12 protein-coding genes are annotated in these 13118 nt (G+C 42.3%); 6 read left to right on the plus strand and 6 right to left on the minus strand.

Features of this window, described 5'->3' with window-relative positions:
• Positions 1-62: 62 nt before the first annotated feature.
• Both fmt and D1164_RS03875 read right to left on the minus strand, forming a co-directional pair.
• Positions 63-1034 (minus strand): methionyl-tRNA formyltransferase, encoded by a 972-nt coding sequence (gene fmt, locus D1164_RS03870; protein WP_119348615.1) that lies wholly within the window; start codon positions 1032-1034, stop codon positions 63-65.
• 28 nt (positions 1035-1062) lie between these two features.
• The gene (locus tag D1164_RS03875; RefSeq protein WP_206610911.1) at positions 1063-2157 is read right to left on the minus strand and encodes a TlpA disulfide reductase family protein; all 1095 of its coding nucleotides are present in this window, start codon (positions 2155-2157) and stop codon (positions 1063-1065) included.
• Positions 2158-2263: 106 nt separating this feature from the next.
• On the opposite strand from D1164_RS03875, the gene D1164_RS03880 reads away from it, so the two are divergent.
• The 3 genes from D1164_RS03880 (at position 2264) to D1164_RS03890 (ending at position 3685) form a co-directional block, all read left to right on the plus strand.
• On the plus strand, positions 2264-2869 hold the full coding sequence (locus D1164_RS03880) for a type 1 glutamine amidotransferase (protein WP_119348616.1): 606 nt from the start codon (positions 2264-2266) through the stop codon (positions 2867-2869).
• Positions 2870-2933: 64 nt separating this feature from the next.
• Positions 2934-3353: a nucleotidyltransferase substrate binding protein gene (locus tag D1164_RS03885; RefSeq protein ID WP_119348617.1), complete on the plus strand. Its 420-nt coding sequence runs from the start codon at positions 2934-2936 to the stop codon at positions 3351-3353.
• Positions 3354-3364: 11 nt separating this feature from the next.
• The gene (locus tag D1164_RS03890) at positions 3365-3685 is read left to right on the plus strand and encodes a nucleotidyltransferase family protein (protein ID WP_119348618.1); all 321 of its coding nucleotides are present in this window, start codon (positions 3365-3367) and stop codon (positions 3683-3685) included.
• 20 nt (positions 3686-3705) lie between these two features.
• Here D1164_RS03890 and asnB read toward each other — a convergent pair whose 3' ends face one another.
• The gene (asnB, locus tag D1164_RS03895; protein ID WP_119348619.1) at positions 3706-5412 is read right to left on the minus strand and encodes an asparagine synthase B; all 1707 of its coding nucleotides are present in this window, start codon (positions 5410-5412) and stop codon (positions 3706-3708) included.
• Between the two features lie 422 nt (positions 5413-5834).
• Between asnB and D1164_RS03900 the strand changes: the two genes are divergently transcribed.
• The gene (locus D1164_RS03900; protein WP_119348620.1) at positions 5835-6227 is read left to right on the plus strand and encodes a DUF302 domain-containing protein; all 393 of its coding nucleotides are present in this window, start codon (positions 5835-5837) and stop codon (positions 6225-6227) included.
• Positions 6228-6351: 124 nt separating this feature from the next.
• Here D1164_RS03900 and D1164_RS03905 read toward each other — a convergent pair whose 3' ends face one another.
• Together D1164_RS03905 and D1164_RS03910 are read right to left on the minus strand one after the other, a co-directional pair.
• Positions 6352-6756, minus strand: a complete 405-nt coding sequence (locus tag D1164_RS03905) for a group I truncated hemoglobin (protein WP_119348719.1) — start codon at positions 6754-6756, stop codon at positions 6352-6354.
• A 113-nt stretch (positions 6757-6869) separates the two neighbouring features.
• Positions 6870-7964 carry a nickel-binding protein gene (locus D1164_RS03910; protein WP_119348621.1) on the minus strand — a complete coding sequence of 365 codons (1095 nt, stop codon included), beginning with the start codon at positions 7962-7964 and terminating at the stop codon, positions 6870-6872.
• A gap of 577 nt (positions 7965-8541) precedes the next feature.
• Between D1164_RS03910 and D1164_RS03920 the strand changes: the two genes are divergently transcribed.
• Both D1164_RS03920 and yaaA read left to right on the plus strand, forming a co-directional pair.
• Positions 8542-10920, plus strand: a complete 2379-nt coding sequence (locus tag D1164_RS03920) for a tetratricopeptide repeat protein (RefSeq protein ID WP_119348623.1) — start codon at positions 8542-8544, stop codon at positions 10918-10920.
• 130 nt (positions 10921-11050) lie between these two features.
• A complete protein-coding gene (yaaA, locus tag D1164_RS03925) occupies positions 11051-11818 on the plus strand; it encodes a peroxide stress protein YaaA (protein ID WP_119348624.1) in 768 nt (255 codons plus the stop codon).
• Positions 11819-11926: 108 nt separating this feature from the next.
• On the opposite strand, the gene D1164_RS03930 is transcribed toward yaaA, so the two are convergent.
• Positions 11927-13117 carry an FprA family A-type flavoprotein gene (locus D1164_RS03930; protein WP_119348625.1) on the minus strand — a complete coding sequence of 397 codons (1191 nt, stop codon included), beginning with the start codon at positions 13115-13117 and terminating at the stop codon, positions 11927-11929.
• Position 13118 lies beyond the last annotated feature (1 nt).

A 13118-nucleotide genomic window follows, 5' to 3' on the forward strand; every position in this document is an offset into this window, starting at 1 on the left:
AAGAAACCCTCAATGGCATTTATTCTGACAGGGTGTCAGAGCCTACACAAAAAAGCAGACGATTATTCAAACCGGTAGTCGAATATGTTTCTGAACCCACGTAGAAAACTAGCGGTGTTCATGCGTTTTTTACCGGAAAGCTGTAAGTCGGTAATTTCGAGCCACCCGTTTCCACAGGCAACATTCATATAAGTTTCATCGTCGGAATCGATGCTCCCGGGAGAGGCTGTTTCCTCAGCAAATACACGTTGGGCAAAAAATATTTTACAGGGAACCGTTCGCCCGTTTTCCTTATGTACCAGGTTTGCCCATGCCGACGGATATGGCGATAAGCCCCGGATTAAATTGCGGACAATCTGGACATCTTTTGTCCAGTCAATTTTACAATCCTCCTTAAATATCTTAGGGGCTGTTTTTATTTTTTCGTCAACAACAAGTTCCGATTGCGCTACAGGCCTAACCTTTTCTTTAGCAATGGAGTCTACCGTTTTAAGTACCAGATCGGCTCCTACAAACATCAACCGGTCGTGAATGTCTCCCACCGTTTCATTATCTCCGATTTTTATTTCACTCTGATAAAGAATTTTGCCGGTGTCGATTTGGTGTTCAAGCATAAAAGTGGTCACACCGGTTTTTGTTTCTCCGTTAATGACTGCCCAATTAAGCGGGGCAGCTCCCCGGTAATGAGGAAGCAAAGAACCATGCAGGTTAAAAGTTCCAAGGCGGGGCATACTCCAGACAACTTCAGGCAACATTCTGAATGCCACCACCACCTGCAATTCGGGTTTCAGTAATTTTAATTCTTCAAGGAAAACAGGGTCTCTCAACTTTTCAGGTTGCAAAACTTTTAACCCTTTCTCTACAGCATATTTTTTCACAGCCGACTCGGTCAGTTTTTTTCCCCTTCCCGCTGGTTTATCGGGAGCGGTAATGACTCCTGCCACATTATACCCGTTTTCAACCAAAGCTTTTAAACTGGCAACGGCAAAATCAGGAGTACCCATAAAAACAATCCGGAGCTCTTTTCCTCTCATCAACATTAATTTTCAGCAAAAATACGATTTAATCGAGCAATTCTGAAACTGTTTGCCGCAATTCCTCTCCCCGTTTATTTTTAGCTACAATTTTCCCGTTTTTATCTACAATTAAACTCGAAGGGATAGAATTTACCGCATACAATTGTGCAGCAGCATTTTTCCAGTAAGCCAAATCAGAAACATGCAGCCAGGTAAGATTGTCATCTTCAATGGCCTTTAACCAGGCATCTTTCTCCCGATCCAGCGAAACGCCAAAAACACTGAATCCTTTGTCTTTGTATTCATTAAAAACAGCTACAATATTCGGATTTTCAGCCCGGCACGGCCCACACCAGGCAGCCCAAAAATCGAGAAGGGTATATTCATTCTGCGCATACACTTCTGAAAACTTAACCGGATTTCCATCGGGATCGTTCATCGTAAAATCAGGAGCAATTTGACCGACCGCCACTGTCCGGAGTTTTTCAAGCCTCTTTTTCAGTTGAACAATAGATGGAACCGCATTCAACTGTGGGTCAAGATTAATGACCAGCTCATCCAGTTCTTCCACGTCCAGACCATGCTGAACCCTTGAAAGGAAATAGGGTGTAGCAAACGATGCAGGATTGTTTCGAACAAAATCTTCCTGCATGGTATTGGCACTTTCATACATTTCTTCTACCTGCTGCATCAACTGGGTGGCTCTTGTAGTATCGCCTGAAGTGGCTGCTTCCCTCGCCTGATTGTAAAGTTCCATGTATTGTTCGCCAATTTCCCTGATCTTGTCGTTTACTTTCAGGTATTCATCGTGTGTCTCCGACCCGGTGATCACTACCTGCTCCAGAGAATCGATATTCCCCTGAACTGTCATGTCCTTATTCTCCACAAAAACAATTGTTTTTCCCCGTTGCCCCAGCACAGACAGGTAATGATCCTCAGGAACATCCACTTGCCCTTTAAGTACCGCGACACCATTTATAATCTCAGCCGTATCCACAGGCACCCATTGCGATTCTCCTCTCTTTTCCAGTAAAACCTGCCCTTCTGCTCCTTTGAGATCAACTTTTATTTCGAATCCTTTTTGCTTTTGGTTACAAGCAAAAAAGGCTACCATTAATAACAGAACAAAAAACTTTTTCATCTCCGTAAATATTATATCGTTGTGAATTCCACCCGAAAGATAGAAAATCATTTAACAAGGGAAAAATTTACAGAAACCCGTTGTCAATATTTTATAAGTTTGTAATATGAAACCGGGGAAAACAGTTAAAATACTGATAATAAATAATGCGGAACCAGGAATCAGCGAATTCTCGAAACCGCTCGAGAGAATTGTTTCAGAAACCGACATAAATTTTCACTTTGAGACAATTGAATACCCGGACTGCCAAACCATCCGTTTCAAATCAGCGGATGGTATTCTTTTAACCGGCTCACCGCAGGGGAACGATATTGTCGAACACCACCTGCCCTATTTCACCTGGCTCAAAACGAATGAAATCCCTGTGTTGGGAATATGTGCAGGCCATCACATCACAGGGTATATTTTCGGAGCAAAATTGTATCGCAGTAAAGAACCTGAGTCGGGCGATTATGAAGTGGAAACAGTTATGGATGATCCTATATTCAGTGGCATGCCACAAAAATTTAAGGTAAAACAAATGCATAACGATTCCATTTCCCTTCCTTCGGACTTTAAATTACTGGCCACCTCAAAAACCTGCAAAAATCAAATAATGAAACATTGGGAAAAACCTATTTACACCTGTCAGTTTCATCCGGAATTTTACAACCACGACCTGGTTCGGAATTTTCTAAGGATTGTTGAACGGAAATCAATGCAAACGGATTAATTTTTAGTCCCTGAAAACTATTCAAAAATTAATACCTACTTTTATTACAAATTTGAATGGAAGAATGAAAAAAGAAAACGATATCAGATGGCAGCAACGATTCTCCAACTTCCAAAAAGCCTTAGAGCAATTGAAAAAAGCCATTAACCTCAGCGAAGAAAGAGAACTTTCTAACCTGGAAAAACAGGGCTTGATTCAGGCTTTTGAATTCACACATGAACTCTCATGGAATGTAATGAAAGATTTTTTTGAATACCAGGGAGACACCACCATATTTGGGTCGCGAGATGCCACACGCGAAGCATTTAACAAAGGAATTATTCGTAATGGAGAAGGCTGGATGGATATGATTAGGAGTAGGAATAAATCATCACATACGTATAATGAAGAAGTAGCTGAAGAAATCGTACTCCAGATTACTGAAACCTATTTTCCTCTTTTCAGCGAATTCGCAAAAATGATGAAAGAAAGGCTGGACAATTAAATTTCCTTGCTATGACATTTGGATTAAACGATCACACCATCCAAAAAATAAAAAATGTTTTTGCTTCACACAGCCATATTGAAAAAGCCATTTTGTACGGCTCGCGGGCCAAAGGCAATTTTAAACCAGGCTCAGACATTGATTTGGCACTGATAGCTCCCGGACTCTCTCTCCCTGATCTTTTCAAGATCGAAAATCAACTGGACGATTTACTACTTCCCTGGAAAATTGATTTATCGCTGACGCATCAAATCACAAATCAGGAACTTCTGAATCACATTGCCCGTATCGGGATCATTTTTTACGAAAAGAAAAACCATTCTGCTATTTAGCACGACGGATTTTCGATAAATCATACAACTTCCATTTTTTGTGAACGCTTGATATCTTCAAATACAGCTCCCTTTTCATGAACGGTATTAACAGCCCGTCCTGAGGGGTCAGCGTTACCCTGGAAAGATTTGTCCCAAGCCAGGGCCTCCCCTGTACTACAGGCAATGGACGGCACCGAAGGCACACACGCTGCAGCCTGGTCAGATGGGAAATGCTCGCTGTAAATGACCCGGTACATATACTCTTCTTTGTTCATGGGTGTGTTCACCGGGAAACGATATTTCGCGTTGTCCATCATCTCATCACTTACCTGCTCGCGTGCAATTTGCTTTAAGGTGTCAATCCAACCATACCCCACGCCATCGGAAAACTGCTCTTTCTGCCGCCAGGCCACACTTTCGGGCAGGTATTTTTCAAATCCTTTGCGGAGGCACCACTTTTCGATGCGTCCGTTCTTAGCCATCTTGGTTTCAGTATTAAACCGCATGGCCACGTCCACAAACTCCTTATCCAGGAATGGAACCCTTCCTTCCACACCCCACGAGGCCAGCGACTTGTTAGCCCTGAGACAGTCATACAAATGAAGCCGGCTCACCTTTCGCACACTCTCCTTGTGAAATTCTTCGGCATTGGGCGCTTTATGAAAATAGAGGTAGCCGCCAAAAATTTCATCGGCTCCTTCACCAGTTAAAACCATTTTTATTCCCATTGATTTTATAACCCGAGCCACCATGTACATGGGCGTAGAAGCCCTGACAGTGGTGACATCATATGTTTCAATGTGATAGATAACATCGCGGATAGCATCAAGGCCTTCCTGGATAGTATAATGAATTTCGTGATGTACGGTACCGATATGATCGGCAACTTTTCGGGCAGCCGCCAAATCAGGTGACCCTTCCAGCCCGATAACAAAAGAATGCAACTGCGGCCACCAGGCATCTTTCTGGTCATTATCTTCAATCCGTTTCCTGGAAAATTTTTTGGCCAGCACCGATGTAATTGACGAATCGAGTCCGCCCGACAATAAAACCCCGTAAGGGACATCAGACATCAACTGCCGGTGCACAGCATCTTCCAGTGACTGAGCCAGTTCATCAATATCTGCCGCATTATCTTTTACATTTTCATATTCCATCCAGTCGCGCACATACCAGCGCTTCAATTCACCGTCTTTACTGTAAAAATAATGCCCGGGAGGAAACTCTTCTATTTTTTTACAATACCCTTCCAGGGCTTTCAGCTCTGAGGCTACATAATAATTCCCGAAAGCATCCCACCCCTGATACAGCGGAATAATGCCAATATGATCGCGGGCAATCAAATATGCATCCTCCTCTTCATCATAAAGGGCAAAGGCAAATATCCCGTTCATTTCGTCGAGAAATTTTTCCTTCTTTTCACGATAAAGAGCCAAAATGACTTCGCAATCCGATCCGGTAAGAAACTCATATTTCCCCTCGAATTGTTTTCTGATTTCACGATGATTATAAATTTCACCATTCACGCCTAATATCAACTTCCTGTCTTTACTGTACAGTGGCTGCCCGCCCGATTCAGGATCGACGATAGCAAGCCTTTCATGCGCTATCAGCGCTTTTTCCCCACAGTAAATCCCCGACCAGTCAGGACCTCTGTGACGCAATTTTTTCGACATCTCCAACACCTGCGGACGTAACTGCATACTGGTCGTTTTTAAATCGAAAACACCTACAATGCCACACATATTAATATTCCTTTCTATTTATTAGACAAAAGTGTAATTTCTGCGCCAAAAATATACATTTTGTCGTTAAAACAAAATTTTTATTGACTTTTTTCTACTAAAACTAATATTTACATTACACAATCATCAAAAATACCATAAAAACAAAACTCTTTAATAATGAATATATTTCCATACAACCCCCTTCCAAAAGCACAAACGCTCTAGAAAAAAAGCAAAAATTTTTACCACACCCCTTCAACACAAGCCAAAGACAAGTAAATATTCACAAAATTCAACAAGACACCCCTCAATTAAAAAACTCAAGGAGCCTGACAAATGTCTTGATACGGATTTTTAAAAATCAGGGGTCCGATTGAACGGAATTCCATTTACTTTGTTTATACGGGTACAAATAATTCTTTAACAAAAAACAAAATGATATGAGCTATTTTTTTAATACCGTAGTAAAAAACAAAAGTTTTGAAGAAGTGCTTGACGTAGTAAAGGAAGAACTCGGAAAAGAAGGATTCGGGGTTCCGGCAGAAATTGACATGCAGGCTACATTCAAGCAGAAATTAAATGTAGATTTCAGAAAATACAAAATTTTGGGCGCCTGCAACCCATCGTTTGCCCACAAAGCAGTATTAAGTGAGAAAAACATAGGCGTGCTGCTCCCATGCAGTGTTATTGTTCAGGAACATGAAAATGGGGACGTGGAGGTAGCCGCAGTTGATGCAAAGGCTTCCATGCTGGCAGTAAAAAACGATACGGTACAGGATATTGCAACCGAAATTGCAGGAAGACTAAAAAGGGTGATTGAAAACCTAAGCTGACAGTATCAACTGTCCTGTTTTTCAGGTTCACCCCAAAAGCTTAATCCCCCAATACACTTTCGATTTTAAAAAACTAACAGACACCGTTCATATTTCTTCAATACGTTGAAAGAAAATGATGAAATCATTTCGCCATTATTGACTCCTTTAATGACCAAAGAATGGCAAGCACCTCTTTTTTTGACTCTTCATCTATTTCATGGCTATCCAACGCCAGCATAATATCATCCATAGCATGCATATATTCACTGGCACTAATATTCATACCTCTATGCGTAGCTGGCATATCCCGACCAGTATAAATAGCTGATCCTCCACTACCTGCACTAAAGAAATCAACTGTATGTTGTTTTATTTTGGCCAATCTTTCCGGTTGATCTTTATACGGGAGAAACCGGACTTTAATGGCCGGATTTTTCATGTGGTTTTCAACCACGTCATCCACCAATTGTGCGATACCTTCTGTGCCCCCAAGCCGCTCAAAAAGAGTTGCTTTCTCAATACTTGTTTTTGTTACTGTTTCTGTCATAACCATTAAAAATTAAATTTTAAGCAATTTACGAATCATGCACTTTAACGGGTATAACAATTAGTTCAAATGCAGGTAATTTGGGCCCAGAAAAACCCCGAAACATAGACGAATCATTCAGCATATGCCCCCAGATACCCGGAGGGCATAATACCATATTTTCTCCTGAAACACTTCGAAAAATAGGAAGGGCTGTTAAATCCGGCACCAAATGCTATCTCGGAGATGTTTCCCTTTTGCTCTTCAAGCATTTTCAAGGCCATATTTAAACGATATGACATCAAAAAGGCACTCGGTGACTTACCCGTTAAATGAATTGTTTTTCTATATAGCTGGGATTTACTGACCCCAAGATATTGCTGAAAATCTTCTACCCTCAAATCTGCATTTTGCCATTTCTCCTCTATAAAATCTACTAACCGGGTTAAAAATAGTTCGTCGTCGGGCGTCAGCACAAGCACTTGGTCAGTCTCCACAAACTGATTGAAATTTTCACTTCGATACAACTCTTTCACTTCTGTTGAAATAGAAATATCCGCCTCTGTTGCAAATAACATTCGCTCTGCCAATTTAATAGCATCTTCAAAAATTGAGTCTTTTCCGGTTACCGGAACACCTGAAGTAATACCTATTTTCAACCTGTCAAACCCATAATTTTTGTCCATTCCGGAACCAAGAGTTCCGGCACTTATCTCCAATGCACAGGTTACTGCTTTAGAAACTGATTTAAACGAAACAAGAAGCTGATTTCTATACTGCTTAACCACGCTCCCTTCAAAGCCACTTTTAATCTCATTCATTAAATCGGCAATATTCAAAACCTGTGCTCCATTTCCCTTGACAGAATGTCGTACAAATTCAATTACCATAATAGTTCTGAAAGCAGGATCGTTGATTATATTCAAATCGGTATTTTTTGCTTTTTCAGGATCCTGAATTCGACCCAAAAAAGATTCAACAATACCTGCATCAACTTCAATCACCTGATGTGGAACTTCCCCGTGTGCATTCTTGTGCATTTCCTTAATCGAATTTTCACTGGGCGCTTCAATCAAACAAAATGCCATTTTCCGGGACTCATCAAACCAATAAGTTAAACCCCGGCAACCAAACTTGTGCTGAATTTTTAAATCCTGCTGATGCAACTGCGCCACTATTTCAGCGGTAACACTTTCTGAAACATCATGACGATCCATAAAAATTGGCATACGCTTTTATTTTGATTTTTAATTCATTCAGCACCCTGGAAAGCTTAACTCCTGCCCCGGCGCTTCTTTATTCTGAAGTAGCTGATTTAGTCATTTCAGCCATGAAACATTTTTTGAAGAACAGCAACACTCCCCTTGCTTTATTCTCACCTTTTTTTGATAAACTGATGTTTTCCGTATCAAAATTGCACTAACGAATGTCTCTCCGGAAATAAAAAACAATGAATCACATTAAAAGTTTTACCGCAGCGCAGCCGGTCATAAACATTGGGTTAAAATTAAAATCGTATCAAACATGAATATCTAAGTTCAAACCAAATATTACAACAAGCTAATCCTCACTCTACGGCAAAAAAATAACCTTTTTATGCACACAAAAATGTACAGACAACTGCCTGAAAAAATTAAAGAATATCCTTACAGACTATTTCCAAAGGAAGACTTAACTCCTCCCCTGGAGCCGACCAAGTAGCTAACGGACAAGCAGAAACCCTGCCTGGAAAAATATTATCATGGCACAGATTAGATTCATTCTTTGCAAAATTATCGCAATCTTTGCAATGTAAAAACAAAAACCATGACAGTTAACAATTTCATCCGAATTGCCGGTATATTCATTTTTGTAATTACAACAACGATCTCCTGTGTTCAACAAAAAAGCCAGCAGGAAACAACCGAAGGCTTTTCCGGCTCGGAGAGTTGTATCCAGTGTCATGAAAAGTTTTACAAATTGTGGGCACCTTCATTTCACGGAAAAGCCATGCAACCGGTAAATGCCGGTTTTGTAAAAGAGTACAGTCTCCCTGAAAGCGGATTTATGGAGATTGAGGGGAAAAATTACGAAATCGTTTACCAAGATTCATCCATGGTGATGATTGAAAAAGAAGGAAACGAACTACTGAACAAATATCCGCTGCAATGGTCGCTTGGAGGCAAAAATGTATTTACCTTCCTTGCCCCGATAGAAAAAGGCAAACTGCAAACCATTCCACTGGCTTACGATATGAACCGTCAGACCTGGTTCAATTACCCGGAATCGGCCGTACGCCACTTTACCGACCAGGAGGAGGCAGATGAGGCATTGCCATGGAAAGACCGGATGTATACCTTCAATACCGGTTGCTACAACTGTCATGTAAGTCAGTTAAGCTCCAATTATGATTTAACAACAGACACCTACCAAACTACATGGAAAGAGGCGGGCATCAACTGCGAAACCTGTCATGGCCCCAGCGCAGAGCATGTGCGCGTTTGCATGGAGGCCGGCGAAGGAAATGTTCCGGACGATTTGAAGATTATCGTAACCAGCACATTCACACCCGAACAGCATAACTCCTCCTGTGCCACCTGTCATGCCAAAGGAAGTCCAATTACAGAGAAATATATGCCCGGTGAATTGTATTACGATCATTTTAACCTGGCAACCCTGGATGATCCGGATTTTTATCCGGATGGCCGAGACCTGGGAGAGAATTACACCATGACTGGTTGGAAGATGAACCCTTGTCTCACAGAAAGTGATATCCATTGTGTGACCTGCCACACTTCCAGCGGGAGAAACAGGTTTAAAGACAACCCGAACCAGGCCTGTATTTCATGCCATACAGACAAGGAAGAAACATTGACGGAGCACACCCGTCACCTGCCCGACAGCCCCGGCTCCCTCTGTGTGAATTGCCATGTTCCCAGTCGCGAATTTGTAGGACACTTCATCCGCAGCGACCACTCGTTCAGGCCTCCCATGCCTGAGGCAACCATCCAGTTTGGCTCACCCAATGCATGCAATCAGTGCCACACTGACAAAACGCCGGAATGGGCCAATCAAATTGTAAAGATGCGCCCTAACGGTAATTATCAGGAAGAAACGCTTTACTGGGCCCAGCTTATTAAAGAGGCCAGGGAGAGTAAATGGGATCGTCTGGATGAAATGCTCGAAATAATCCGGGAAAATAAAATAAATGAGGTGGTAGTAGCTTCGTTCCTTAGACTGCTGACAAACTGCCCCAACGAAAAAAAGTGGGACACGGTGATTCAGGCGATGAAGACAAACGAATCGCCCCTTGTAAGAGCCGCCGCCGCTACAACACTTTCCGGAAACACCTCAGAAAAAGTAAAAATAGCCCTGCTCACTGCGGCTACCGACGACTTGCGACTGGTACGCGTTTCAGTAGCCAACTCCTTGTCTGGCTTCCCGGACAACCGTTTTTCACCAGAAGAAACACAAACAGTGGCAAAGGCAACCGAAGAGTACATGAATTCACTGGTTGCCCGTCCTGACGATTGGAGCTCGCATTATAACAAGGGAATCTTTCACCAAAACAGAGGCGAGGCCCAAAAAGCGCTGGGCTCTTACGAAACAGCTGCCCGGTTATACCCGGAAGCGCTCATGCCGCTCATCAACAGCAGTGTACTTTACTCTTACGTTGGCAACCAGCCAAAAGCTGAAGAAAATCTAAAAAAAGCGCTTGAAGTAGATCCGGGCAATGAAGCAGCCAGCTTAAACCTGGGGCTTCTTTTCGCCGAACAGGGAAGAATGGAAGAGGCAGAGCAGATGCTACTCTCGGCACTAAATGCCAATCCCAAACAGGCAGTGGCAGCCTACAATCTCAGTGTTATTGTTTCGCAACGTAATCCGGACAAAGCGATTCAGTATGCCCGGATTGCGGCTGAAGCGCGCCCGGAAGAACCAAAATACGCTTACACCCTGGCCTTCTACCAACTTGAAAACGGCCAAAAAAGCGAAGCCGAAAAGACTTTAAAAAAGCTAATTGCCGATCATCCACTTTACCTGAATGCGGTAAGTTTTCTGGCAGACATATATACAAAGGATAACAAACTAAAACAGGTAGAAACCCTTTATGAACAAACCCTGAAAACAGAAGGAATTTCACCTCAGGATAAAAATGCCATTCAACAGATTCTAAATACTATCCGGAACTCAAAACCTAAGGAATAAACACGAAACAGAAGGCATTTTAAAACTTATTATCCGATGCAAAACAGACACTTCATCCGCATTACAGTTTCATTGTTTTTTCATTGAACTTTACGCTTTTAAAACCGTTTATTTCAAAAAAATACGTGCCATGTTAATAGTAATATCGCCGGCCAAGTCGCTGGATTTTGAATCAAAACCGACAACATCTGAATATACAACGCCCGAGTTTTTGAATGAGTCGGAGAAGCTGGTTGCCAGGCTCAAAAAAATGAAACCGGAAAAAATCTCGAAACTAATGGGAATTTCCGCTTCATTGGGAAACCTGAACTACGAACGGTTTCAAACATGGCACCTGCCATTTACACCTGAAAATGCCAAGCAGGCTGTACTGGCTTTCAATGGCGATGTTTATGTCGGGCTAAATGCTCCGTCACTTTCAGAAGAAAAGCTGCATCTTTCGCAGCAAAAACTTCGGATTTTATCGGGATTGTATGGCGTACTGAAGCCACTCGACCTCATTCAGCCCTACCGCTTGGAAATGGGTACAAAATTTGGCGCGGGAAAGGCCAAGGATTTATATTCCTTCTGGAGTAAAAAAATCACCCCGAAAGTACAGGAAGCGATTAATGAGTCGGGCTCAAAAATTTTGGTGAACCTGGCCTCAAACGAATATTACAAAAGCATTGATCCGAAAAAACTGGAAGCGGAAATTGTAACCCCGGCTTTTAAAGACATGAAAAACGGGGAGTACAAAATGATTTCATTTTTTGCCAAAAAAGCCCGCGGACTGATGAGCCGGTTCATTCTGGAAAATAACATCGACAATGCCGATGACCTGCAGGCTTTCGATTACGAAGGGTACCATTTTAACCCGCGGTTATCCCGGCCTGGCCAACCTGTCTTTACAAGAGGATAATAACTGGAAAGGTTGGTGTGGTTTCCTAACCGCACACTACACAATTGGCGATTCGTAAATCGCCACATCCGAATCACGGATTGGAATCCGCTGCACCTTCTTCAGAACTTATTCCGCCATAAGCTTATCCGCCATGGCATCGGCCAGTTTACACAACTGCTCCTTGTTGTCTTTCTTCATTGCGCCTTTTTCTTCAATGGGATCATACACCAGTTCCCACTTAATCTTTTCAGCAAACACTTTCAGGTTTTTTACGCCGCCGCCATTCCACAAAAAGTTTCCGAAAATACCGAGGTAGTGGTCTTTAGGCGCCATGTGTTCAATGGTTGACAACAATATTTCCACATTCGGAAACATCGAGTTATTGTAAGCCGGACTGCCCACAATAAAACCTTTGTACTTGAAAATATCGTTAATAATATAGGAAGCATGCGTTTTGGAAGCATCGTAAACCCGGATGTTTTTAATTCCGCGTTCAGCCAAACGCCGTGCAATAACTTCTGCCATTTTCTGGGTATTTCCGTACATGGAGCCGTAAACAATGACCACGCCTTTGTCAAGATCGTAAGAACTCCATTTGTTGTAACGGGTAAGTACCCAGTCGAGATCGCTGCGCCACACCGGACCATGCGTAGCAGCAATCATTTTAATATCGAGCGGTGCCAGTTTTTTGATGGCGCGCTGGGTATGCGGACAATATTTCCCTACAATATTGGTAAAATAGCGCATCACCTCCACTTCGTAAAAATCGAGGTTAATTTCATCGTCGAAAACACCTCCGTCCAATGTTCCGTAACTGCCGAATGCATCGCCAGAAAAAAGAATTTTATTGGTTTCTTCGTAGGTCACCATTGTTTCCGGCCAATGCACCATAGGAATAGTCTGGAACTGCAAGCGGTGTTTGCCCAGTTCCAAAACAGAACCGTCGTGAACAAGGTGCACATTTTCAGGCTCCTTGTAAAAGCTCTCAACAAACGCAAAAGTTTTTTTATTTCCAACGAGCGTAACCTCCGGATACCTTTGCATAATAGACTTTAGCGCCCCTGAATGATCGGGCTCCATGTGATTAATAACGAGGTAGTCAATTTTGCGGTCGCCAATTATCTCTTCGATGTTGTCGAGGTATTCATCGAAAAACGAGCGCTCTACTGTATCTATCAGTGCAATTTTATCATCTACAATGAGGTAGGAATTATAAGAAATCCCATTCGGAATGGGCCAGATGTTCTCAAATAAATGGGTTCGCCGGTCGTTGTATCCCAAAAAATAAATGTCATTTGAAAGATTTACATACTGCATG

The organism is Mariniphaga sediminis (genome assembly GCF_003573545.1).
In the GTDB taxonomy this organism is placed as follows: Bacteria; Bacteroidota; Bacteroidia; order Bacteroidales; family Prolixibacteraceae; genus Mariniphaga; species Mariniphaga sediminis.